This is a genomic window from Clostridium beijerinckii (genome assembly GCF_008705175.1).
GTDB classification, from domain to species: Bacteria; Bacillota; Clostridia; order Clostridiales; family Clostridiaceae; genus Clostridium; species Clostridium beijerinckii.
Window position 1 is genome coordinate 4,262,438 of record NZ_CP043998.1, and the last position, 26,594, is coordinate 4,289,031.

General features: G+C 30.4%; 21 protein-coding genes. 6 read left to right on the plus strand and 15 right to left on the minus strand.

Features of this window, described 5'->3' with window-relative positions; translation table 11 throughout:
* Positions 1–18: 18 nt before the first annotated feature.
* From F3K33_RS19265 to F3K33_RS19300, 8 genes are all read right to left on the minus strand, one after another.
* Positions 19–876, minus strand: a complete 858-nt coding sequence (locus F3K33_RS19265) for a Cof-type HAD-IIB family hydrolase (protein WP_039773757.1) — start codon at positions 874–876, stop codon at positions 19–21.
* Positions 866–2,344, minus strand: coding sequence for a BglG family transcription antiterminator (locus F3K33_RS19270; RefSeq protein ID WP_023975211.1), 1,479 nt, complete (start codon positions 2,342–2,344; stop codon positions 866–868). The genes F3K33_RS19265 and F3K33_RS19270 overlap by 11 nt, the downstream gene beginning before the upstream one ends.
* A gap of 220 nt (positions 2,345–2,564) precedes the next feature.
* Positions 2,565–4,712: a glycoside hydrolase family 3 N-terminal domain-containing protein gene (locus F3K33_RS19275; protein ID WP_039773756.1), complete on the minus strand. Its 2,148-nt coding sequence runs from the start codon at positions 4,710–4,712 to the stop codon at positions 2,565–2,567.
* 12 nt (positions 4,713–4,724) lie between these two features.
* Entirely contained in the window at positions 4,725–6,119 is a 1,395-nt protein-coding gene (locus F3K33_RS19280) for a sucrose-specific PTS transporter subunit IIBC (protein ID WP_039773755.1), read from the minus strand.
* Entirely contained in the window at positions 6,112–7,485 is a 1,374-nt protein-coding gene (locus tag F3K33_RS19285; protein ID WP_039773754.1) for a glycoside hydrolase family 32 protein, read from the minus strand. The genes F3K33_RS19280 and F3K33_RS19285 overlap by 8 nt, the downstream gene beginning before the upstream one ends.
* Before the next feature lie 836 nt (positions 7,486–8,321).
* A complete protein-coding gene (locus F3K33_RS19290) occupies positions 8,322–9,779 on the minus strand; it encodes an FAD-dependent oxidoreductase (protein ID WP_023975214.1) in 1,458 nt (485 codons plus the stop codon).
* A 60-nt stretch (positions 9,780–9,839) separates the two neighbouring features.
* Positions 9,840–11,084 carry an NADH-ubiquinone oxidoreductase-F iron-sulfur binding region domain-containing protein gene (locus tag F3K33_RS19295; protein WP_023975215.1) on the minus strand — a complete coding sequence of 415 codons (1,245 nt, stop codon included), beginning with the start codon at positions 11,082–11,084 and terminating at the stop codon, positions 9,840–9,842.
* A 13-nt stretch (positions 11,085–11,097) separates the two neighbouring features.
* Complete coding sequence (locus tag F3K33_RS19300; RefSeq protein WP_039773753.1) at positions 11,098–13,206, minus strand: FAD-dependent oxidoreductase; 2,109 nt, start codon at positions 13,204–13,206, stop codon at positions 11,098–11,100.
* 99 nt (positions 13,207–13,305) lie between these two features.
* Between F3K33_RS19300 and F3K33_RS19305 the strand changes: the two genes are divergently transcribed.
* Both F3K33_RS19305 and F3K33_RS19310 read left to right on the plus strand, forming a co-directional pair.
* On the plus strand, positions 13,306–14,124 hold the full coding sequence (locus tag F3K33_RS19305) for a MerR family transcriptional regulator (protein WP_039773752.1): 819 nt from the start codon (positions 13,306–13,308) through the stop codon (positions 14,122–14,124).
* 279 nt (positions 14,125–14,403) lie between these two features.
* Entirely contained in the window at positions 14,404–15,225 is an 822-nt protein-coding gene (locus F3K33_RS19310; protein ID WP_023975218.1) for a methyl-accepting chemotaxis protein, read from the plus strand.
* A 436-nt stretch (positions 15,226–15,661) separates the two neighbouring features.
* Here the strand turns inward: F3K33_RS19310 and F3K33_RS19315 are convergent, their stop codons facing one another.
* The 6 genes from F3K33_RS19315 to F3K33_RS19340 form a co-directional block, all read right to left on the minus strand.
* Positions 15,662–16,510 (minus strand): PRD domain-containing protein, encoded by an 849-nt coding sequence (locus tag F3K33_RS19315; RefSeq protein WP_009172412.1) that lies wholly within the window; start codon positions 16,508–16,510, stop codon positions 15,662–15,664.
* Between the two features lie 90 nt (positions 16,511–16,600).
* Positions 16,601–18,055 (minus strand): glycoside hydrolase family 1 protein, encoded by a 1,455-nt coding sequence (locus F3K33_RS19320; RefSeq protein ID WP_039773751.1) that lies wholly within the window; start codon positions 18,053–18,055, stop codon positions 16,601–16,603.
* Between the two features lie 19 nt (positions 18,056–18,074).
* Positions 18,075–19,895 (minus strand): beta-glucoside-specific PTS transporter subunit IIABC, encoded by a 1,821-nt coding sequence (locus F3K33_RS19325; RefSeq protein ID WP_039773750.1) that lies wholly within the window; start codon positions 19,893–19,895, stop codon positions 18,075–18,077.
* A gap of 269 nt (positions 19,896–20,164) precedes the next feature.
* Positions 20,165–20,932 carry a hypothetical protein gene (locus tag F3K33_RS19330; protein ID WP_039773749.1) on the minus strand — a complete coding sequence of 256 codons (768 nt, stop codon included), beginning with the start codon at positions 20,930–20,932 and terminating at the stop codon, positions 20,165–20,167.
* A gap of 107 nt (positions 20,933–21,039) precedes the next feature.
* Positions 21,040–21,702 (minus strand): response regulator, encoded by a 663-nt coding sequence (locus F3K33_RS19335; RefSeq protein ID WP_039773748.1) that lies wholly within the window; start codon positions 21,700–21,702, stop codon positions 21,040–21,042.
* Between the two features lie 2 nt (positions 21,703–21,704).
* Entirely contained in the window at positions 21,705–22,976 is a 1,272-nt protein-coding gene (locus tag F3K33_RS19340) for a sensor histidine kinase (RefSeq protein ID WP_039773747.1), read from the minus strand.
* A gap of 663 nt (positions 22,977–23,639) precedes the next feature.
* Here F3K33_RS19340 and F3K33_RS19345 point away from each other — a divergent pair.
* The 4 genes from F3K33_RS19345 to F3K33_RS19360 are packed head-to-tail and all read left to right on the plus strand — an operon-like array spanning position 23,640 to position 25,940.
* On the plus strand, positions 23,640–24,605 hold the full coding sequence (locus F3K33_RS19345; protein ID WP_023975225.1) for a DUF4097 family beta strand repeat-containing protein: 966 nt from the start codon (positions 23,640–23,642) through the stop codon (positions 24,603–24,605).
* 4 nt (positions 24,606–24,609) lie between these two features.
* Complete coding sequence (locus tag F3K33_RS19350) at positions 24,610–25,146, plus strand: RNA polymerase sigma factor (protein ID WP_023975226.1); 537 nt, start codon at positions 24,610–24,612, stop codon at positions 25,144–25,146.
* Positions 25,127–25,432 (plus strand): hypothetical protein, encoded by a 306-nt coding sequence (locus F3K33_RS19355; RefSeq protein WP_039773746.1) that lies wholly within the window; start codon positions 25,127–25,129, stop codon positions 25,430–25,432. The genes F3K33_RS19350 and F3K33_RS19355 overlap by 20 nt, the downstream gene beginning before the upstream one ends.
* Positions 25,433–25,436: 4 nt before the next feature.
* Entirely contained in the window at positions 25,437–25,940 is a 504-nt protein-coding gene (locus tag F3K33_RS19360; RefSeq protein ID WP_039773745.1) for a hypothetical protein, read from the plus strand.
* 220 nt (positions 25,941–26,160) lie between these two features.
* Here F3K33_RS19360 and F3K33_RS19365 read toward each other — a convergent pair whose 3' ends face one another.
* Complete coding sequence (locus F3K33_RS19365) at positions 26,161–26,592, minus strand: MOSC domain-containing protein (protein WP_039773827.1); 432 nt, start codon at positions 26,590–26,592, stop codon at positions 26,161–26,163.
* Between the last annotated feature and the right edge of the window lie 2 nt (positions 26,593–26,594).

Consider the following 26,594-nt stretch of genomic DNA (forward strand, 5'->3'; position numbering starts at 1 on the left):
ATAAATACAATATATAAGTTAACTAAATTGCAAATTTTTATCTAAAATTCGCAATATTGCCTCTGCCGCTCCATTTTTATCATTGTCTAGTGTAATGAAATCTGCTTTAGCTTTAATATCTTCACTTGCATTTCCCATTGCAATGCCAATTCCCGCCATCTGAAGCATCTCTATATCATTATTATTATCTCCAATAGCAGCTATTTCCTTCAAATCTATTTCTAGCAATTCAGTTAGTTTCTCCAGACCAGCCCCCTTATTTGCGCTATGAATGTTAATCTCAAGATTATCCTCTACAGATGAGGTTATTTTAACTTTATCATTTATAGATACCAAACTATTATATACTTCATTTTTCATATCATCTTTTAAAAATGGAATATTTATTTTTTCTACACATTTTATCCATTCACATTCTGATCTATCATCAACTACCGAAAAAATATTCTTTATTAAATTATGACTGTCTGACATAAGATTTAAGCATTTTTCTGATAATCCATATTTAACGGGATTTATAAAAACCTCTTCATCTATATAAGCATTCCCGTTAGAATAAAACTCAACAACGATTGGATAATCCTTAATTATTTCAATTATCTTCTTTAAAATATCTATAGTAATAAAGTTAGAAAAAACTATTTCATTTTTTCTTAAATTTACTACAGCCGCTCCATTTGAAGATATTGCATATGTAATTTCCTCTATTGATTTTATCTCATCACATATTAATCCAACACTTCTCCCAGTTGCCAAAACCACCTGAACTCCCTTTTCAATCGCCATTTTAATTGCAGTAAGAGTTTTGTCACTTATATAACCACAACTGTTTAATACTGTCCCGTCTAAATCCAATGCTATAAGTTTAATCTTCATTTACACCTCCATGATAGTTTATTAAAAATTCCTGTATTCTCTTAATATTTTCTTCCTGCAATACATAGTTAATATAAATAATCTTAGTTTTACTTGGTAATGTAACATTAAATAATCGTATTGGAGTAAAAATCACATCTACATCTATGGAGTACTGTCTTATATAATTCAAAGAGAAACTTCCTATTATTTCGATTTTATCACCACAGTAATTATTGATTTGTTTTGCCATACTCGAAGCTGCACTTTGTCCAATATCACTTATTATTATTGCTTTTATTTTTGTTTGGGCAAAAGCTCCCATATAAAGTATAATAAAACCCAATTCTTCTTCTTGAATCTTATAACCATACTTATCAAAAATTAGTTTATATAATATATCTGCCATTTCTGTTTGAAGCTTATATAATTCCTTTGCATTTCTTATAGATGCATTGTGCTCAAAATGTCCTTGTTCTGAACGATAAAGCATTTTATCTATATGTATGCTTAACATTTTCTTTAACTCTGGATTTTTTAAATAGCTACAATTATATTTTTTATCTACTATCGATAAAAATTCTTCTGTTAACTCCGCGATTTCTTTTCTTGGCTCCAATTTAACACATTCATCATATAATACTCTTTTAGTTAAAAGGCAATCTTTTAAAAAGTTTCTATCACACTCAGATATTCTAATATCATTTTGAATTAAAAGTTCCTCAATTTCATTTATAATATCTTCAAATACTTGAGGATACTGTCTACTAGTTTCTGGTTCTAAAAGTAATCCTGCCTTATTACGATATATCATTATAAATAAATCTAACAAAAATCCTTCTACCGATTTATCAATTAGAATCAAATTATTTTTATATAAAATAACCGGTAATTCCTTTTGCAAAATTTCATATATTTTGCTATATGACTCTCCAAACTGAAATTTCAAAACTTTATACATTAAAATAGATCCAAATGTTTTATAATTTAATGTTTCAGATAATATATGCCTTATGCTTCTTTCTTTTCCACGGAAATAGATGCCTTTTTTTGTTCTTTCAATATTAAGTCCATTAAAATTTCGTAAATATTCATCAATTTCCTTTAGAGTTTTTATCATTACTGTTTTTGATACATACATAATATCTGCTAAGTTCTGAACTGAAATAGGCTCTTTTATAAATGTCAAATATATAAAAGTAAATAAAAATCTTTCTCCAGGTGTTTCTGGCAATTCTACCTTCTTCAAACTCAAAATCATATTATTTAAAAATTCATAAAACTGAGTTCTCTCTCCCTTAAGAATAAAATAACCTCTAGCTGAAGACGAGTTTATCCTCATATCTTTATGTCTTAATATATCATTTATCTCATGTATTTCCATCCTGACAGTCCTTAAGCTGATACCTAACTTTTCCATAAATTCATTGGGTCGCACATATTCATTATGTAATAAATCTCTAAGCATAATTACTTGTCTTGATTTCATAAATCCTCCACTTTTATAATATAATCATCTTTTTTTGCTACAACATTAGATAATATGTTTTATGCATTTTTTCCTCCATATATTTGTTGTACAAGACTCTTTACTATATTATATACGAAAGATAGGTCACATGAAAAAATAGATATATATTTTAACAGTTCTTAAAAATATTTTTTAAAGAATTTCCCTCACCATAAATAATGAGGGAAATGCTTAAATTCTAATTAATTAATCTAATCTCAAAAGAAGTTCCTTCTGAAGAATCCTTTCCTAATGTAAATTCAAATAATCCTTCATCACTTTTATATTGATTTTCACCATTCCAATAGCGAAGATCTTTTTCATCGATGGTAAACTCTACAGTTTTTGTTTCATTAGGATTAATCATAATTTGTTTGTATTTAATTAACTGTTTAACTGGTCTTGAAATATCTGCAACTTTATCTCTCATATACAATTGTACTGTTTCTATACCAGTATACTTTCCAATGTTAGTAACATTAATACTACATGATATTCGCTCTTTTTTGCTTAGTTCTTTTTTACTTATATTTAAATTATCATACTTAAACTTCGAATATCCAAGCCCATATCCAAACGGAAATAGTGGCTCATTTGGGACATCTAAATATTGGGACTTATATCTTTTTTCGTTCTTAAGCAATTCTTTTGGTCTCCCTGTTGCTAAATTATTATAATAAACGGGAATTTGACCTACTCCTCTTGGAAAGCTCATAGTAAGCTTTCCACTTGGATTATAATCACCATATAGAATATCTGCAATTGCATTTCCACCTTCTGTTCCTGGGAACCAGCACTCTAAAACTGCATCGGCTTCGTCTATTACATTAGTAAGATCTAGTGGACGACCATTTATTAGAAGAACTATCAAAGGCTTGTTCAACTTTTTCATACAACGTAAAAGCCTTATTTGAGCTTCTGGAAGAGTTATATTGCTAACACATCCTGCTTCTCCGCTCTTTTCTTCTTCTTCTCCTAATGCTAATACAATAACATCTGCTCTTTTAGCTTTTTCTATTATTTCCTCTGATTTTTCTTTCGAAATTTCACTAAAGGATGTCGTTTCTACGCCTTCAAGCCTGATATTCTTATTTATTAATCCTTGTTCAATTGTAATTACATCATTAAGGTCTCCATCTAAAGACCATGGGCCTAATATTGATGAGCTACTTGCATATGGTCCAATTAATATTACATTTTTACTACGCTCCAAAGGCAATACATCGGAATTTTTTAATAACACTGCAGATTTAGAGGCTGCTTCTCTTGCTACCTTTCTGAAATCACTACATAACAATGTTTCCTTTTCTTTTTCATAAGAAATCCCTCTGTATGGATCTTCAAATAATCCGCACTCATTTTTAAGTAAAAGAATTCTCTCTACTGCATCATCTAATAGTTTTTCCATACTCTTATCTTTGCATAGTTCTGGTAAAGCTTCAAAATATGCTGTAGTAGCCATTTCAATATCTATTCCAGCTTTTAATGATAATTTTGCTGCATCTATACTATTTTCCGCTGTGCCATGAGGTATTAGTTCCTTTACTGCCCCCCAGTCGGAGATCACGACACCTTCATATCCCCATTCTTCTCTTAATATTTTGCGCAAGAGCCATGTATTAGCAGTAGCTGGTATTCCATTTAATACATTAAAGGAAGACATTATTGATTTTGCTCCAGCTTTTATAGCTTCATAATAAGGTGGGAAATATTCATTTCTCAATCTGCATTCTGAAATATCAACTGTATTATAATCTCTTCCTCCCTCTGCAGCTCCATATGCCGCAAAATGTTTTACACAAGAAATTAAGGTATCTGGATCTTTTAAATCACCATTCTGATATCCTCGAACCATGGCTACTCCGAATATACTATTAAGAAGAGTATCTTCTCCAAAACTTTCAATAACTCTTCCCCATCTTGGATCCCTGACTATATCTACCATAGGCGAAAATGTTGCTTGATATCCTGAAGAACTGCCTTCTCTTGCTGCAACTCTTGCAGTTTTTTCTATTAATTCCTCATCCCATGAACATGAAAGTGCTAGCGGAATAGGAAATATAGTCTTAAATCCGTGTATAATATCATGCATAAAAAGTAGAGGAATTCCTAAACGGTTATTGTCTAAATACTCTTTTTGAATTTCAAACATCATCTTTGCATCTAATTTACCTAAAACAGTTCCTATCATCCATTTTTGCTCTTTTGTAAATTTAAGCTTAGAAACCGTTCCTGTTGCTGAAGTATTAGAATTATAATAATAACTTGTTCTGATTTGTGTTAATTGTCCTATTTTTTCTTCCAATGTCATCTTAGATAACAGAGTTTTTATCTCTTCATTTTTCATAAGCTTCCTCTCTTACTGCTCTTCTTTATCTTTATATCCAAACATGAATGTTAGCGCAAAGGCTACTCCAAAAGAAATCGCTATTACTAATATATATAATGGAAATTGATTATTTAAATAAAGAAGCATTCCTGGTAAAGCAGATATCCCCATACCAGTGGCTTTAAGTTTAAATAATGAAGCTAAAAATCCACCTACGCCTCCGCCAACAAGTCCCATTATAAACGGTTTTACAAATCTTAAATTGACACCGAATATAGCTGGTTCTGTAATTCCTAAAAGTGCTGATATTACTGATGGAAAAGATAAAGCTTTGATTTTTTTAGACTTTGTTTTCATACCTACTGCAAATGCTGCTCCAGCCTGTGCAGCTATTGCACAAGAACCTATAGGATTTACAAGATTCCAGTTTGTTTGAGCCAGCATCTGAATTTCAACAACACTTAATGCTTGGTGAATTCCTGTAACTACTATTAATTGAGATATTCCTCCCCAAATTAATCCACCTAATCCAAGAGGTAATGTAAATAACATTGTTACAACGTATACAAGAGAAACCTCAATTTCATGAGCAATAGGCCCAATAATTAATAATCCAAAAATTAATGTAAAAAGTAATGTCAAAAATGGTGTAAGTATTAAATCAAATGTATCTGATATTCTTTTTCTAAGCCAAATCTCAAATTTTGCTCCAATAAATCCTGCAAAGAAAGCTGGTAATACTGATGCCTGATATCCTGACATCTTAAGACCGAATAACACAAGTGGTTCAGCTGTTCCTTGAGCTACTGCCCAACCATTAGGAAGTGATGGGCTAACAAGCATAAGTCCTATCATAATACCAAGTATTGGTGTTCCCCCAAACTTTTTAAATGATGACCAGCAAATAAGAACTGGTAAAAATGCAAATGCTGTATCTGTTAATATTTGAGTAAATGTTAATAATGAACTAGGAATGCTTTCTGGTGTTAATCCAAAAATCGCCAATATCTGTTGTTGTAATAAAACGCCTCTAAGTCCCATAAACAATCCTGTAGCAACCATTGCTGGTATGATTGGTACAAATATATCAGAAAATATACGAATTGCTCTTTTAAATTTATTGTCACCTTGTTCTGCTACCATTTGGCTTTGTTCTGATTTTGATGTCCCAGATATGCCAAGATTACTTACTTGTTCAAATACCTTATTTACAGTTCCTGTACCAAAAATAATTTGATATTGTCCTGAAGTAAAGAAAAATCCTTTTACCTTCTCAATCTCTTCAACTACTTTATCATCAACTTTTTGTCTATCTTTAAGAATAAGTCTTAATCTTGTAGCACAGTGAGCCGCCGAAATAATATTATCTGCGCCTCCTACTGCTTCAATAACTTCTTTAGCGATCTTTTCATAATTATCACTCATTTATATTTTCCCCCTTATAATTCCATAAATTTAGTTTTAATTTTCCATTAGAATTTATTCGGATATCATTATCCTGAAAATACACTCTGCTAGAAATAACTTTTTCCCCTTCGTTTATAAATATTTCCACTGATGAGTTATCAATAAATACCCTAAGCATTTTTAAACTTTCGTTAACATTTAAGTATTTTTCATCAAACTCTCCTGTAAGCCAATTAAGTCTTTTAATATTTAATATCTTATCATTGGAATTGTAATGTAGTTTAAGCGCTCCTAATATAGTACAATTAAATTCATTTTCATCATCTAAAATGAATTCAATCTCTTTATAGTAATCCCTAACTTCTAGACTTATTTCTTCATTTTCTATATGTTTCTCAATTTTATCATTTCTTAAAGATTGTAATTCTTTAATTGGTTTCTGATATAACCAATTATTTTTATATATGAACTCTCTTGGATATGTAAAGCTGTGAAGCCATCCATCGTTTACAGATAACTGTGACATTTGATAGTCATATTCACCGCCCCCCATCCAAGACATATATAATGTTCGTTTATTTTCATCTACAAAAGATTGAGGTGCATAAAAATCAAATCCTTCATCTACTCTAATTCCTTCTTTATATGGTGTAAATGTTCCTTTTTCTTTTGAAAATTCACCACTCATCCATACTGCATGACAGCTATCTTTTTCTATTCCATTTTCTATCTTCTTCTCTTGCCTGCTGACAATTAAGATATATTCTTCTCCAAGGCGAATCATATCTGGACATTCGCACATATATCCCCAGTTCATAGTCTCTGGAAGCAAATTGCCTTTATAATTCCAATTGTATAAATCTTCTGACCAAAAAAGTGCTACATTTCCTTTCTTTTCACTGGTCTGTGCCCCTACTATCATCCACCATATATCTTCTTCTTCATCTTTCCAAACTTTTGGATCTCTAAAATGTGCTGTGTATCCTTCTGGCAGATAGATAACTGGTCCATGTTTTTGAAATGTAATTCCATCTTCTGAAGTTGCTAAACATTGATAAGTTTCTCTATCTCCATTTTCTTTTCTTACATTTCCTGTATAAAACAGATAGATTTTTTCATTAAATACAATTCCATTTCCAGAATAGCATCCATTTTTGTCATACCACATATCTGGCTTTAATGCTATCCCTTTGTCTTCCCAGTGAACTAAATCTTTAGAAACACAATGTCTCCAGCATTTTGCCCCTTGTGGTGTAACTTCTTCTAACCATTGATAAAAAGCATGATATGTTCCTTTGAATTGTACTAATCCATTTGGATCATTTAAAAAACCTGTTTTGGGTGCAACATGATGCTTAGGTTTTATCCTATTTTCTTTATCCATCTAATCTCTTCCTCCTTCCTCTTATCGTTTACACCTGTATTATATAACATAAGATCTCGCAAACAAAGTCGCTTATTTACCTCTAGAAGTGGCAAAATAAATATCATATGTTTTCACTTTTTTATCATGTTTATCTAAGAGTTTATACTTTTTACTAACTACTTATGTACAACGATCTTTTTATGTAGTCTCTACTAAATTGGACTTTAAGAAATACTAGGCATTCCAGAATCAATCAATATTATCAATAAGAGTATTTCTATAAATCTTTTAAAAGAAAGCCCCATGAAAATCTAAATTCTAGATTTTCATGGGGCTTATAGATATCCAATTTAAATATTTAACTTATTACATGACCATATTTACAAAATTGCTAGAATTTTAAGCTCATATCTTTACTAGAAATCATAAATATATTTGTAACCACAAGGGTCATAATATGAAGAAAACATTTGAAAATGAGCTGTTAAAGGTTCTTAAGCAGAGAACCCGAATCTTTGATTTGGTGAGAATCGCTTACTCAGCGAACGAACGTGAGTCGAGTTTCTGCTAATGGTTGTTCCGTTTTAGCTTGTGAAGTGAGAGTCCAAAATTTTATTTTGGGTTCTCGAACTTCCTCAGCGAATGCAATGAGTAGAGCTTCCCTAGGAAAGTTGGAGCATGCTAAAGTGGGTGCAACCTGCTGCTTAGAACCTTCAGCGATATTTTCATAGCTTTTCGGAATCAAAATATTTATGATTTCGGTAAATCATCACATGATTCTAAACTATATGTTGCCTATCTATAATAGATGAATTATACTATTTCAAATCCACCACAAAAGCAGTTAAGCTTTTCTATTCTTCTGTAAAGTGTTCTTTTATATATTGAACTGCATTTTCTCCTGCTATTCTACCTGAATTTACTGCAAATCCTAGAGTATTTCCTGGAAGTACAAACACATAGTCAGGATTACAGATAGAGTTTGCATCTGTTCCTGCTGCAAATAATCCTGGTATTACTTTATCTTCTTTGTCAATTACTTCTGTCTTATAATTGATTTTAATTCCACCTAAGCTTCCATATGCACTTGGAGCAAATTTTAAAGCATAGAATTTTGGACCAACTAATGGTTTTAGGTATTTTGGATTCTTATTAAATAATGTATCAGTTGATTTACAACATTCATTATATTCATTTAATGTCTTTGCAAGACCTTCTTTATCAATTCCTGCTTTTTCTGCTAATTCTTCAATTGAATCTGCTATAAATAAAACATCATTTCCATTTTTAATAAGATCATTCATTTCTTGTTTAAAATCATCCATACTTATATTAGAAGTAACAACATTGATTAAGTCTAAGCCATTTTTCTCATATTCTTTCATTATACTTTCGTCTATAATAGAGAAAGCTGTTCTATTTTTTTGTCTACAGATAGCATTAACTGAGAATACTGGATTTTCAACTACCGCTTCATCATAGAATCTTTCACCATCTAGATTTACGAAAAGATTTGGTTGTCTAAATGGAAGTTCAATTGGAGCATATCCACCTGTATTAGGTGCAAAGAAAACTAATTCCATATCCATTCTATCTCTTGCAGCTCCAGCATCCCATGCCATGCTGATTCCATCACCTGTAAGTCCTGGAATTCTATACGAAAATAAATCTTTTCCCCATTCGAATTTTGTATACTTATTAATAAATTCAGGACTGTCTCCAAATCCGCCTGTAGCAATAATTACAGCTGAACCATATGCTTCAATTTCACCATCTTTATCCTTTGCAACTACTCCTATAACTTCACCATCATCTTTTATTAAACTTTGAATTGGTGATTCTAAACAGATTTTAACACCTAATTCTTCTGCTCTGTCTGTCATTGCTTTAATCATTGTTGCAGCTGCTCTAAGTCCAGGTGCTCCTGTCTTTGGCTGAACAATATGCCAAGTTGCTTCTGAACCTGGGAAATATTTTGATGGTAGCGCAAATTTTACACCCATAGCCTCTAGCCACTCAATTGTACTTGCTGATTTATAAATATAATTTTTTACAAGCCTTGCATCTGATCTCCAGTGAGTATAATCCATGAATTTTTGAAATGCTCCCTCTCTTGTGCAATCAACAAGTCTTTCCTTTTGCATTTTAGTCTCTACTCCTAAAAGACCCATTGCCATATTAGCACATCCACCAGTAGTATTTGCTTTTTCAAATACTATAACTTCAGCTCCTTGTTCTGCAGCTGCAATTGCTGCTGCAAGCCCTGATGCTCCTCCACCTACGATAATTACATCTGATTCCATTTCACGCATATTTGTTACCTCCCAAATTTAATTATTGATTAAAAATATATATTAATTTTTGATTATGAGCTATTTTCTTCGTCTTCTTCCAAGTCCAAGGCCTTTCTTTTCGCCTAAAGCACCTTCATCAAAGCTCCCAACTTCTATTGGTTCTGCTGGCAATTTAGGTTTTACTGAGCTATATCTCTTTACTGCCTTTACGCTGCATATCTCTTCGCATTTTTTGCATTTATCACAACAATCCATATCAATTATATGAATTAAATTATTTCCACCTTTGATTGCTTTTTGAGGACAATCCATACAATCGCCACACCCATTACAAACCTTTGGATCTATAAAATAATTAGCATAAGCTATACAATTTAGTGTACTACAAATTTTTCTATCAATATGTTTTTCAAATTCATCTCTAAATTTATTAATAGCTGTATATAATGGATTAGAAGCAGTTCTTCCGAAATCGCATAAGGTTCCGATTTTGATTGTTTCACTTAACTGGATAGCTAAATTAATGTCACTCTCTTTACCTTTTCCTTCAGTTGCATCCTTAATGATTTTGTATAATTGGTAAATCCCTTCCCTGCAATATACGCATTTCCCGCATGTCTCTTTGCTGTTATCTAGCATTTTTTGAGTTACCCAATTCACAACACACGTATCTATATTATAAACTTCTATTTTTGATACTTCTAACATTGTCCCATTTTCCATCAAGTTTGAATATAAGAATGGAGTGTCTAATTCTTCTTCTGTGAAAACAGCACCTGTATTTCCGCCTACCTGCACAAATTTTATTGCTTTTTCAGATTCAGTTCCGCCGCCATATTCACTTATAATTTGCCTTAAAGATGTTCCAAATGGAATTTCATATATTCCAGAGTTTTTAACATCTCCAGTTATTGAAATAATCTTTTTAGGGATATAATTTTCTTCCAATGAATTCTTAAGTGCATACATTGTTTCTGCATTATGTACTAATGTTATTTCATTAAATACATCTTTTTCAAAAGCTTTCTTATTCCCAACTAGCACTACTTCTATTTCATATGATTCTAATTGCATTTTGAAATTACTATAACATTCACTAAGATAAATTTTAACTTTTTCTATTCCTAATTCCTTTTGGCATCTTTTAATTCCATCAATAACCTTACTTATGTGCTGTTCTAATAAATATCTCATATTTTCACTTTGACTATTATCTTCAATAAAAAGACACGCTAATTCTTCCCATTCCCTGCTTTGCCATCTATCTATGAGATTAGTATCTTTTATTCCATGTCCTGATATTTTTATATTTTCTGCTAGCATTTTTTCACCACCTTTACTTCACCTTATATTCAGTCCAGAATTTTGCCTTTGTAAGTTTTGGACGCAAATCACATTGAAGACATCTAGAAGCCTCACATTGTGCAGTTTTTGTATCAAATCCCACTGTCATTAAATTAAAATTATTTATTCTTTTATCAACCGGAACACATTTATAATGACTACATTCCTTTTTAGCAAAATCTTCTTCCATTCCTATCATTGGATCTAAAGGCTGTTCAGATGATAAGACTTCATCTATAACTCCATCTCCACCTAAATATTTATCAATACTTGATACAGCTTTTCTTGCTCCTGCTATTGCCTGAATTACAGATGCTGTTCCTGTCACTGCATCTCCAACAGCAAAGATTCCATCTTCATTAGTTTTATAACAATCGTCAATATTTACTAAGCCTCTTCCGTTAAGCTCGATTTCTTTAAATACTCCAAGGTCCGCTCTTTGGCCTGTTGCAAAAATTATCATTTCACCTTTGATTGAATGTTCTGAGTTTTCTTTTATATTTAATATCAATTTCTTATTTTCATCAAAGTGGAAATCTTCAACTTCCTGACACACTATCCCAGAAGCATTTCCATCATTATCTTCAATTTTTACAAAAGTTCTGCTATTGTAAATTTGAATTCCTTCTTCAATTGCTTCTTCGATTTCTTCATCGCTAGCAGTCATGTTTCCCTTTCCTTCTAAACAAACAACTGCAACACTTTCAGCTCCTAATCTCTTTGCTGATCTTGCACAATCAAATGCCACATTTCCGCCACCCAAAACAACAACTGATTTCTTCATTTCAATGTCTATATCTATCAAATCTCTTCTTAAAAAATCAATATTTACATATACATCTTTCAAATCAGACCCAGGGATTGGAATTCTTACACCTTTATCTGTTCCTATAGCAATTACAACTGCATCATAATTCTCTTTTAATTCTTTTAAAGATTCTACCTTACTGTTAGTAATGATATTAACTCCTGCTTCACGAATTACATCTATTTCAGATTCTACAACTTCTTTAGGAAGTCTATAATCTGGAATACCTGCTGACAGCATTCCTCCTGCCACTGGGAGTTTTTCATATACATCTACTGCATGTCCAAGTTTCGCAAGATAGTAAGCTGTTGTAAGCCCTGCTGGTCCTGATCCAATAATTGCAGCCTTCTTGTCAGTTTTATCCTTTTTAAATGATTTATCTTTCCACTTATAAGAATCAGTTTCAGATGCAAATCTTTTTAATTCACGTATTGAAACTGCTCCATTTATATCTTTTCTTCTACACGCAGATTCACAAAAGCGCATACATACAAGTCCTAATGATTTAGGAAATGGTGCTTTTTCACGAATTACTGCTGCTGCTTCATCAAAATTTCCGTCCTTTATGTAACGAACATATTTAGGAACATTAATTCCTGCTGGACATTCATGCTTACATGGAACTAATACATCATCTCTATTTCCATCTTTGAATACACCTTTTTTATCTTGAAGAGCTCCTGTTGGACATACTTCAACACAAGCCCCACAAAAACGGCAGTTTGCATCTGATAATGATAATCCATTTTTAACTCCAACATAAATTCTATCTTCTTCATTTTTATCATAATCTAAAATTCCAACACCTCTGATATCATGGCAAGCTCTTACACATCTGCCACATGCTACACATCGGTTTAAGTCTCTAATAATTAATGGGTTTTCTGTTTCAACAGGAACAGCATTAAGAGTTCTTCTTAATCTTGAAGTACTGACACCTAAATATTGAATTAATGATTGCAATTCGCATTTTAAATACTTTGGACATGTAGTACAATCGTCTACATGGTTAGCAAGCATAAGTTCCATTGACAATCTTCTCATCTCATCAAGTTTTTCTGATTTTGTTTTAACAATCATTCCTTCTTCAATTTTCGTTGTACATGCTGTTTGTATATCATTTTTTCCTGATATTTCAACTACACATAATTTGCATCCTCCAACATCATGAAGATCTGGATGATGGCAAAGATGTGGAATATAAATATCAGCATCTTCAGCTACTTGCATAATTGTTTTATTTTCATCAGCGCATAATTCTATATTATCTATTATGACTTTTATACTACTCATGTTAACCTCCAATTTTCTTGACTCTTGTACAAAAATTACTTTATACTATTAATATAAACGTTGCCATAATGGTAAAGTCAATAGTGGAGTGTGAAAAAAATGACAAATCTATATACAATCGGAGAAGTATCTCGCTATATGAATATATCAACTAAGATATTGCGTCATTATGACCATTTAAATTTGCTAAAACCTTGCTATATTTCACCAGACACTAAGTATAGATATTTTAGTTATGATCAACTTTTTATAATCGATGTGATTCGATATTTAAATAAAACTCTGTTAATTCCATTAGAAGATATCAAAAATATACTTGATGAGAATAAGGATTATGATAAACTATTAACATTTTTAGAGTCTCATAAGGAACAGTTAGATAAAAAGATAGCTGCTATCGAATATTCAAAGCAGCTTACAGATAGTATGATATCTGATATAAAAGAATTGAAAAAATCTCCCAAAAAAACTGAAATATATGAACAATATCTAATGAGCAGAAATTTTTATTATCTTGAGCTCAACACCTCTATTTATGATATCGATAAATATGTAAATAGACATATCACTAATATAACTAATATAGATATTACAGAACATAATACTATGTGTTTATTATTCTCCTTATCAGAATATATGAAGACTAAAAATTTAAATGTCAAAGGTTTCGGTGTATTCTCTGAGAAAAAAATTCCTCAGCTAAAATTTAAAAATTTGCGTGAAGGTCGTTATATTAATCAAAGTTTTATTTACTCAGAAGAAAACACTATGTCCGCAATAAACAACATAACTAAATATGCTGATATAAAAAATATGAAACTTGATGATACAGCTTTTCTAGTCTCAAAGATGGTAGATTTATCTGTTTCCTCAAAGTATGACTATTTAATGGAACTTCAAATAATGCATCATATGTAAATATTCCAACTAAGAGCTGAACTTATGTATATGGCTCGCCGAAATAGGTATTATGCTGTTATTCCAGTTTCTAATGAAACATTTCACAAAAGCATAATTCTTATTTCTAGTTGAGATATATTTCTTGGTGTAAATCTAACTTATAATTAGTTTATCTATATATAAAACTAATATTTCTACATTTCATACAAAAAATTTCATTTTATTACATTATTTATGGAACCTGTATAATTATGTTGTATAATATGAAATAACTAATTAATTATAAGGGGAGATAATATGAACAGAGAAATAATCAACTCACTAAAAGATGTACTTCCATTACTTAAAGACATGCTTAGAGAAGATATAGCCATATCAATTACAGACACTGAAAAATTTATAGCTTATTATCCTAATGAAAAAATACCAATGAAATTAAGTGTAAACGATAGGATCCAAGAAGGTGATCCATACCTTGAAGCTATGAGGACTAAGAGAGTTACTTCAAATATTTTACCAAAAGAGATATTTGGATTTGTATTCCAGGGTATATGCTATCCACTTATTGATGATAATGGAAATGTCTTTGGAGCTGTTGGTGTTGCAAAAAGCCTTGAAAAGCAGGCAATTATTCAGGATTCTTCAGAAAACATTTTCAATTCTATGGAGCAAACTAATGCGGGTCTTGAAGAAATAGCAAGTTCTTCTCAAAAATTGGCCTCAACCATAACTAACGTAGTAAATTATACAAAAGCTACTAATAAAAAGTTAGAAGATATAGATTCAATACTTATATCAATTCAAAATATTGCTTCTCAATCTAATTTGCTAGCGTTAAATGCCGCTATAGAAGCTGCTAGAGCAAGTGATGCTGGCCGTGGATTTAGTGTAGTTGCAAACGAAATGAAAAAATTAGCACTACTTAGTAGTGAGTCAGGTAAGAAAATATCAGACATTATGTCTCAAATAAAAGAATCAATTTTACATATAGAAAGTGAAATATCAGAATCAAGCTTAGCTGCTGATTCACAGGCTGCTGCTACAGAAGAAATAACTGCTTCCATTGGAGAAATAACCAGCTCCACTGAAAAATTAAAAAACATTGCAACAATAAAATAATTTAAATTTATTTATCAATATCCGACTTTAAAACTAGACTTATGTAGTAACTTACCGAAATCATAAATATTTTGATTCCGAAAAGCTATGAAAATATCGCTGAAGGTTCTTAGCAGCAGGTTGTATCCACTTTAGCATGCTCCAACTTTCAGTTTGACAAGCTAAAATGGAACAACCTACAGCTAAGAACCTTTAACAGCTCATTTTCAAATGTTTTCTCCACAAATATATTTATGATTTCTAGTGAAGATATGAACTTAAAGTTTTAGCAACTTTGTAAATATATTTATCTAATAATAAAAATACAGTAAAGCCTTATTTATAAACTTTACTGTATTTTATACAAGCTATTTTATATACTACATATCAATAATTTTTTTCGTAAAATCACCTTAATTATTTCGTAAGTTGAATCCAAATAATACTGTATACTTATTTATTTATTTATTTCATTATAAGCCTGTAATCTATTTATATGAACAGCTAAATAAGTTAATTCGTCTTTTGGAATATCTCCATCATAAACCTTTTTTATATAATCCTTTATTTTAAATGCAATCTCCATTGATTCTGGATATAATGTAGCTATCTGTTCAAACATTACATCATTTTCATCTTTCAACATTTCATTATTAAAAAACCTTTCTGTAAAAAATTTAACATGTGTAATAAAACGCTGATAGTGAATTCCTTCCATTTTCAGACTGCTGCCAATTGAGTATCTTACCAAGTTAACAATTCCGCCAATCATTTTAGCATATTTCATACTATCTCTTGAGTCATTACTTTGCGATTGAGCATTTATTATGTGGAATGCAATATTGGCAGCCTCTTCTTCCGGAAGCTTGACATCTGTTATTTTACTTAGAAGCTCTAAAGCATATATTCCAATTTTAAATTCCTCTGGATAATAATTTTTTATTTCCCAATAAACACGATTTGTTATATTAATATTCTTCTTTGATCTTTCTACTGCAAAATTTAAATGATCACTTAATGTAAAATATATGCTTATATTAAGCTTAGAATCCAGCTCCTTTTCAGCTTTTGAAACAATTTTTTGAGTTATATCAAGATATATTGGGGGAATTGAATCTAATAATTTTAAGTATTCATTTATTTGAATGTTTTCTACAGGCATAAAAATTTGATCTATACTCTTTTTTTCAACGATATCTCCATTTTTTTTATTGTAGCCTATACCTTTTCCTAAACAAATGAATTCTTTGTTATTCTCGTCAATAGCTAAAATGACACTAGAATTAAGTACTTTTTTTATTTTCATAATCATTCCCCCTACTAGGGATGTTCAAAGAAATACCAAGTCAGTATGCTAGTATATTTGACTTGTTATTTTCTTTCACATCCCTTATCTTTATTCTAAAATTTCTCCATTTGTTTTTATAACATTTTTATACCAGAAAAAAGAATCTTTCTTTTTTCTTTCCAATGTTCCATTTCCTTCATCATCTTGATCAACATATATAAATCCATATCTCTTACTCATCTGAGAAGTTGAAACACTTATACAGTCGATAGGTGCCCAGCTGGTATATCCTATTAAATCAACACCCATTTCCACAGCTTTCTTCATTTCTCTTATATGTTCTCTGAAATAATCAATTCTATATGAATCGTGAATAGTTCCATCTTCTTCTATAACATCTTTAGCGCCCATACCATTCTCTACTATAATTAATGGAATTCTATATCTGTCATATAGTTCAATTAATGATATTCTAAGGCCTACTGGATCTATCTGCCAACCCCATTCTGTAGAAGGCAGATAAGGATTCTTCACACCCATAATGGTATTTCCAGATGCTTTTTCTTTAGTTGTATCCGCAGACTCTGTTCTTGACATATAATAACTAAAAGATAGATAATCAGCTGTATTCTCCTTTAAAATTTTTTCATCATTTTCTTCCATTTTAATATTAATTCCATTATTCTTCAAGAATACTTTATATAATCTAGGATATTCTCCAAATATCTGAATATCAGCATGAACATGATTTCCTAAATTACTATTTAACGAAAGCAATACATCTTCTGGATTACAAGTATTAGGATATGTTGTAAGCTTTGTTAACATACATCCCATTTTACTGTCTTTAATGATTTTTCTGCATTCCTTTGTTGCTAAAGCTGCTGCAACATATTGGTGATGCAAAGCTTGATAAACAGCTTCATTAAGCTTTCCTTCTGCACATTTATCTGGAATAATTCCTGCTGTTGTAAATGGATGTCTTCCAACACTGTCTATTTCATTAAAGGTCAACCAATACTTAGCATAATCTCCGAAAGACTCAAAACACACTTTTGCAAACTTAACAAAATAATCAATTAATTTTCGCTCTACCCAGCCATTGTATTTCAAACTTAGATGCAAAGGCATTTCATAGTGTGATAATGTTACAATTGGTTCAATATTATGTTTCTTAAGTTCTTTAAACATATTTTCATAATATTTAATTCCTTCTTGATTAGGTTCACTTTCTTCTCCTGTTGGAAAAATTCTTGTCCACGCAATAGAAATTCTTAGAGCCTTAAATCCCATTTCAGCAAACAAAGCGATATCCTCTTTATAATGATGATAAAAATCAATTCCTCTTCTCTTTGGAAAGAATTTCGTAGTTTGATCTTCTATAGCTTCTTCAATCATTTTAGTAGTAACCTTATTATGACCAGCATAATCTTCTACACTAAGATTTGGCTTATAACTTGCTACATCAGCTACAGACATTCCTTTCCCATCAGCATCAAAGGCCCCTTCTACTTGATTAGCTGAGATTGCTCCACCCCATAAAAAATCTTCTCTAAATGACATTTTATACATCAACTCCTATCTAATTTATTGTAAATACTTTATCACTCTTATTAACTTTTTTACTTTCTATAGTTTCTACCTTAGCATCTGGTCTATTTGTAATAATTACTGAAGTTACTGTATCAAATCCTTCTGCAATAATTTTATCTAAGTCAAAGCTTAATAATAAATCCCCTTGCTTTACACTCTTTCCAACAGTAACTTCTGGCTTGAAATATTTTCCTTTTAAATTCACTGTCTCCAATCCTACATGAAATAAAATTTCAGTACCATCTTCTGACTTCATTGCTAAAGAATGTTTTGTTTCAAAGACCATTTCAATTGTACCATCTATTGGAGCATATAGTTCTCCACTAGATGGAATTATTGCAAAGCCTTCGCCCATTAATTTATTAGAAAACACATCATCTTTTACTTCACTTAAAGGGATTAATTCCCCTTCTAGCGGTGCATTAAATTCTTCTTTTTTATTCTCGATTTTTACCTCTTCCTTATTACTAGGTGCTTGTTCTTTCCATAAAACTGCTACAGCAATAAATGAAGCTACAAATGAAATTCCTAATCCTATTATTGCATTCATCAGATTATTTGGTAATGTTTCAGAAATAAACATAGATAAACTTGCGATTCCAGGGCCTACTGCTACATATGCTTCAACAGCTTGAATTCCTAAAAAAGCACCTCCTATAAAAGACCCAACCATTACACCATAAAGTACACGTTTATGTAAGATTGTAACACCATATAATGCTGGTTCAGTAATTCCAAATAGTGCTGATATACCTGCTGATACAGCAGTAGATCTTAATGCTTTATCTTTTGTACGAATACTTACCGCAAAACATCCGCCAGCTTCTGAAATATTATGTGCGAGTGACGCAGCATTATATATTAATTCTCTTCCTGATTGACCTAAAGAAGTTATAACGTAAGGAATCATTGCTTTATGCATACCTGTAACAACCATAAATGGTAAAAATGCTGCTAAAATTGCTACTGCTAACCATCCAAATTTACCAAAAATAAATAATATTACGCCTGCAAACCCTTGACCAAAATTATAACCTATAGGTCCAAGAAGAAGTAAAGTTATTGGTACAGTTATAAGTAATGACATCATTGGAACAAAAAAGCTACGGATAACCTTTGGGCTAATTTTATTAAAGAATTTTTCTAACTGTGAATACAATAATACGCATAATATTGCTGGGAAAACTTGGTATGCATAGTTTATATTCTGCACTGGTATATTAAAAAATAAAGTTCCATCTCCAAGCATCTTAGCTAAATTAGGTGTTAACAGTGCTGCAACAGCAGATACTGCAACTAATGGATTTACCTTCATTTTATTAGCAGTTGTAAATGCTACTAATAGTGGTAAGAAATATAATGGTGCATCACCAACAAAATTTAATATCTTATATGTAGGTGTAGTATTTGATAGAATTCCGAGCATATTAAAAAGCATTAAAAGTGACTTTAAAATACCACCTCCAGCTATAGCTGGAATCAATGGCTGGAATACACTTATAACAAAGTCTAAAATTATTGCGCCTACTTTTCTTTTCTCTTTATTATTGTTAGTACTTGTTTCTTTATCAGAAATAAGCTTTTTAACCTCATCATATACTTCTACAACAGCATTTCCAATAATTACTTGACATTGTACATTTTGTTTAACAGCAATTACCTCCGGAATACTTTCAAGATCTTTAATTTTTACCTTGCTATTATCAATAAGGTTAAATCTTAATCTTGTTGAGCAGTGTTCTAAATGTTCAACATTTTCATCTCCACCTACTGCTTTTAATATTTTCGCTGCTACTTCTTTGTAACTCATATTATTTGTCTCCTCTCATTAAATAATGTTCACAGACTTTTTTATTTGGCCAAGATAAAAAAGGACTCAAATAAACTAATATAATATTAGCCTATTCAAGTCCTGCCTGCATTACCAGTCACATGCCTGATATTTATATTCTTTTTATGTTATGACTGAATTATACCACGAACTAAAGTAAACGTCAACATTTTTATGATATCTTCATTTTTTCCTAAAAAGCCATAATCTCAATTGGATTATAAGTCATTCACAACCATTTAACTATTTCATTGATAATAGTTTTTAATATAATCCACCCATTCATTGTATATATCTTCATCAGATTTTCCAAATACCATTTCATAATCTTCTGTTTTAATTATCTCCATTAATTTTTCCCATCCATATTTTTTATCTATATACTCTATATAGGTATTGGCAAAGGTGTAACCTCCCATCTTTGAAAATTCAACTGGATTGCTAGTCTTAATTTCTGAAAAAGTTGGAATGTGCATATTATAGGCATATCTTTTGTAAAAAGGCTCTGCATTAGATAAATATAAAGCCGTTCCTTCAGTTAACCATAATCTAATATGTGGATTTAGTATACTTACATAGGCATGAACCATTTCATGTAAAGCAGCTTGCTTATTATTATCATAGTCATGAACCTTTCCTGGATTTGCAGGTGATGTCAATATAACATTCGTTCCTATATTGTCACCAATATACCAGTCTAGCCCTAACATTGGCCCTATTAGCCCATATTTTTTCATTTGCATTGTAGACTGATGATCATAAATATAAATATTAATATTTTGCTTTTCACTAAATCCTAATTTTTTAGCTAATTCACCAGCTCTTGCATTGGCTAACTGAAAAACATCCTTAGCTGCCGCTTCTTCATCTTCATAATAAACATTCACCCATTCCCCCTCAATAATATGCATATTTGATGTTTTTAACCTAAGAGTTGGTATAAGATTAATAAAAATAAGTAATGCGGCTATCATAAAAATAATTCCAAATACTTTAACTGATTCATTTCTTTTCATTTCTTTTTCCTCATTTCTTCTTCATTTTCTATAGAATAACTAAAATATCGCTCATAAAAAAGTAACCAGAGTCATTACTTTCATATGACTCTGGTCATGTTTAATTATCAAGAAAATATTTTTGCAAGCTTTAAGGCTAACATTGTCCTATCCTTTATTTCTGTTTTATCATAAATAGTACTTATATAATTTTTAACTGTACCTTCAGAAATATATAAGAATTCTGCTATTTGAGAATTTGTATATCCATCAGAAAGCAACTGACAAATCTCTATTTCTCTTTCAGTTAAATTTTTTAATAAGTCAACATTATGGTGTTTTTCTTTATCTGCATTTTCACTTGAGCATTTTGACATTATATTTGCTAATGCAGTCATTACTTTACTATCAAGAATGCTCTGACCATTCATAACATTAAAAATTCCTTGGACAATAACTTTTGTTCCTGCATCTTTTAATAAGTATCCATCTGCCCCATGCATCACTGCCTTAACAATGTTTTCTTCATCATAAAAAGTTGTCAAAACAAGTATTTTCATTTTAGGATATGCTGCTTTTACCTTTAATATCAATTCCTGTCCCGACATTCCTTCCATATTTAAGTCTACTAATGCTATATCTACTTGTTCTTTCTCTAAAACATCTAATGCTTCTTTTCCATCGTGTGCTAATCCTGTTATTGCAAAAGATTCATTCATAGATAAGATTAACTCAAGGCTTTCTAAAAGAAGTTTTTCATCATCTACTATTAATATTCTAATTTTATTCATTATTAATCACCTGCTCTTGTTGGAATTTTTAGCATTACCAGAAGTCCTTCTTGATTTTCTATTTTTAAAATCCCACCTATAGAAATTAAGTAGTTTCTGATTTTTTTAATTCCAAATCCAGAGTCCAATAATTCCTCATAATTTCTCATACTTTCTATACCTGTTCCATTGTCCTGAACTATTATATTTATATTATTTCTATCTACATTTATAATAACAATAATAGCCGTTGCATTTCCATGCTTTACACTATTTGTAACTAGTTCCTGCAATGCTCCTATTAAGAAGTCAATTCTTTCGATACTAATAATCTGCGTTCTTAATTGCTGTTCACTATAATCAATTTTAGTTCTTATTTTGAGATTAAAATCCTTTTTTAATTTCGCAACATTTGCATTTATTAATTTCATCACATCTTCTATGGTTTGTCCATTTTCTTTTGTGTTTACCCCACGTACTGCTTTTCTAATGGCTTCGAGACTCTCACGCATTCTTATATTAGCAAATTTTATTTTTTCAATTGCTTTTTTAGAATCCATATTGTAAACTGCTTCTGCTGCATCCAAACTCATAATCGCTGCCATTATTGTATGACCAACGCTATTATGTATATCTCTGCTTACCTGCTCCCGCTCCTCATATTTTATCTTCTGCAGAGCAATAGATTTTTCTAGTTCAAAAACCTCTTTATCTTTTATAAACTTATGATAATTGAGCATGAGTCCAGAAGTACGATTACATAATATATAAAACAAACTTCCACAGCATAAATATTGAAGTATTCTTGGCACAGCTCCATATAGCATTATATTTTTTAATCCAGTAAAGGGTTCAACCCATGGTTCCATCAAAAAATAAAAGCTAAGTAAATGAGCCATCACTATATTAAATACTGATTCAATAATTACTACTATAAGCTGTTTCTTTCTAAAATACATAGAAGCTAATATTGTTGGAATGACAAACATTAAAACTGTTTGAAAGGTTAATAATGTATAGCATATTCCTGTAGAAATCACAGCACAAGTAAGTATTAAATACTTTGTCCATGCTTTCTTAAGTTCAAATATATCTACCAAAATTGTTGGCAACAAAAGAGGAATTATAAGTAATACATTCATTTTTACCATAACATTCTGCACGGCATCAAATACATGAATCAAATTTAAAAATCCTGCTGCAAAGCAAAAATACAAAACAATACGCATCGCCTTTGACACTGTTTTATTTGTTTCTATTTCATTTTTCCACAATAGCTCATCAAACTGGTTCATGTTATACCTCTTATCTATAATATAAATCTAATAAAAATATTCTCAACTAAAATCTTCATTTAGATCTTTTAAAATTCTTATAAGCATAGATAGATATCCAACTCTAAAACTAAATTTATGTGATAACTTACCGAAAACATAAATATTTTGTTCCGAAAAGCTATGAAAATACCGCTGAAGTTTTTAAGGGAACATTTTACAAAAGAATAATTCTTATTTCTAGTTGTGATATATTTTATAATATAAGTCCAACTTATAATGATTTATCTATAATTTCTGTAAATTTGCTCATTACTCTAAAGATATCCTTTTGTTTCTATCGTGTTAAAGTTGATATTAGCAACCTTATTTACAAAATAAATCCATAATTTCCTAAATATTTATTATAACCAGTATAACATAAATAAAAGAAGAGTTATTTAGATTATTCTAATAACTTATCTTCTGCAAATTCTATAATATATCTTCTTTTTCCCTACTCTAATAATTCTGCAACTTCTCCTAATTATTATTATTTTATTATCCTTAACTTCTTTCCATATGGATTTTAACCTTATAAAGGCTAACTTTTAAATATATATTTAATTTTTTATTTTAAACGTGGGATTACATGTATCTCTTACGTCTAAATATATGAAAATAAAATTCACGGAGGATTTTTATATGCGAAAAATAGGTACAACAACTTCTGCTATCTGTTTTATACTTTTAGGCATTTGGATTATGATTAATTCTAACAATCCAGATTTAGGAAGAAAGCTCATAAAATTTTGGCCAATAATTATTATCTTAATAGGTATAGAAATTTTGTATTACACTTTAGTCAAAAAAGAAAATGAACGAATACGAATAAGTGGTCTCGTTTTTCTTATAATAATAGTTTTCTTTTTCACAAATATATCTATAGACATTTTTAATAATATAAAACAAAATAATTCTTCCTTTAATTTAGATACAAATTTCTTTGATAATGTCTTTACAAGTAAAAACTTACAATCTATCGATAAAAAAATCACTTTAGATCCCATTGGTAGTAACCTAAATTTTGAAACAGTAAATGGTAAACTGAATATAGAAAAAGCAACTGACAATAAAATAACTATAGATACTGAATTATATGTAAAGCAAGATAATACTTCAAAGGATTATGAATTGAATCCAATAACTGATTCAAATGGTTACACACTAAAAATTGTAGATGATGATATAGACTCAATTAAAGCCACTATCTATTTACCTGAAGGATATGATGTTTCTATAAAGGGGGCTAACCTTAATGTAGATAGTAATAGTGATATAAGACTTGATGCTTTAAATATAAATGCATCTAATGGAAAATTTGATTTACAAGGTGACATTCCTAATTCGTCTCTAAAGTTAGAAAATGGTAAAATAGATTTAAACAATAATTTATGTAAAAATATTGATATTTCTATGAATAATGGTTCAATCTCTTTAGACTCAAAAGACAAAAACTTATCAATCAATACAGATATAAACCATGGTACATGCAAAATAAATAATGAAAAAAGAGTCAACTCTGGAATTTCTAAAAATATCGGTACTGGTGAGGGCATAGTTAAAGCTAAATTAAATAATGGAACCATTAAAATAAATAGTGGAGAGTGAAGAAATGGAGGAGCAAGAATTCGTTGAAAAAATGAAAACCAAAGATGAAAATGCTTTTATTTACATGGTAGACGTTTATAAAAAAAGAATTCTCTCCTTATGTTATTCCTATACCTCTGATTATTATGAGGCAGAAGATTTATCCCAAGAGGTTTTTATAAGCGTATTTAATAATATTGATAAATTTAGAGAAGAGAGTTCCTTTTCCACTTATTTATACAAAATTACAACTTCAAAATGTATAGATTATACAAGAAAAAGAAGCATTAAGAATTTTTTAACTGGTCTCTTTATCTTTTCTAATGAATCTACTCAGGATATAGACAATCAAAATTTTATACGGCAAAGCATTCAATCTCTGCCACTAAATTTGAAAACCCCGCTTGTACTATATTATTATATTGGATTAACTCAAAAAGAAATTGCAGATATATTAAACTTACCTTTAAAAACAATTGAAGGGAGAATTTATAGAGCTAAAAATAAATTAAAAAATATTATTGAAACGGAGGTTCCATTTTATGCAGAACAAAAGAGATGATTTTGATATCATAATTATTAATTCCTTTAAAAATATAACCGTATCTGATGAGTATAATAAAAAACTAATGCAAAAACTTCATAAAAAGCAGCTTCCTGATTCTAAGAGAAATAATCTAATCCCTTCCTACGCTTTAATTGCTGCTGGTTTACTTAGTATATTTCTTAGTATTACTAGTCTTCAGGTGCACATTACAAACTTTGAATCACGTTTTTTTGACAAAGCTGTAATTACTGAAATTAACCAACATTCTATTATTAATTTTATAAAACAATTAGGAGAGTGAAAATATGAACAATAGAAATAGTTTTCTTACTTTTGTAACTGCCTGCATTCCTGGCGTTGGATATATGTATCATGGACTAATCAAAAAGGGAGTCCAAGTTTTATTCTTATATATGCTTATTGGACCTATTTTGTCTTTTATAGGACTTGGCTTCTTATCTCATTTAATTAAAATTTGCATATGGTTTTATACTTTTTTTGATACATTTGCTGTTTCAAACAAAATTAAACGTGGAGAATATGTGCCTGATTCTGAATTTATTTTTAAGAATTACGTTAACACAGAAAATTCTTACAGCGTAACTCCTACATGGAACGGAAGAATTAACAGACAAGGTTGGGTAATATTGGGTTCCTTTTTAATTATTCTTGGAATCTTATCTATCTTAAATCAAGTTTTTATAGATAGCGATATTTATAAATATATCCGATCTTATGCTTCGCAATATTTTATTCCTATAATATTTATTGTCATAGGTATTTTTACTTTATTTAAGAAAAGAGACTAAAAATTGAATACCTTACTCATAAAAACCCACTACCATCTGTAAGTTGCTATTCAAGCAGCATGCAAATGGTAGTGGGTTTCATGCTCATGGTGGAGACAATGGACATTATCCCTTGTCCGCAAAATTCAAAATAACTATCTCCTTGGGCAAATGAGTTTGCTTTAGCTTTTCTCAATATTCTTGCATAAATTCCTTTGCTCTTTTATCTGATGTCTAGCCACTATAAAATTTCTATCGAATCTCCTGATCTAATCACTCCGCCTTTTAGTATTCTTGTGAAGATTCCTTCTGTTGGCATAATGCACGTGCCAACTTGATTTTTTATAGCACAACCTTTATGGCATTCTTTTCCTATCTGTGTCACTTCCTGAATTGTTTCTCCTATTTTTAATCTTGTCCCAACGGGCAATTCATGAAGAATAATACCTTCAGTTGTTATATTTTCTGCAAATTTCCCAGCATCTAAGTCACTTATCCCCATTTTAATCATTTTATCTATGCTTTCTTGAGCTAATAAGCTTATCTGTCTATGCCATTTTCCAGCATGAGCATCATCTTTTAAGCCATGCTCTTCTATGAAAATTCCTTCTTTTATAGGGGTTTTTATAACACCTTTTTTTTCACTGATATTTATTGATAATACTTTAGCCATCA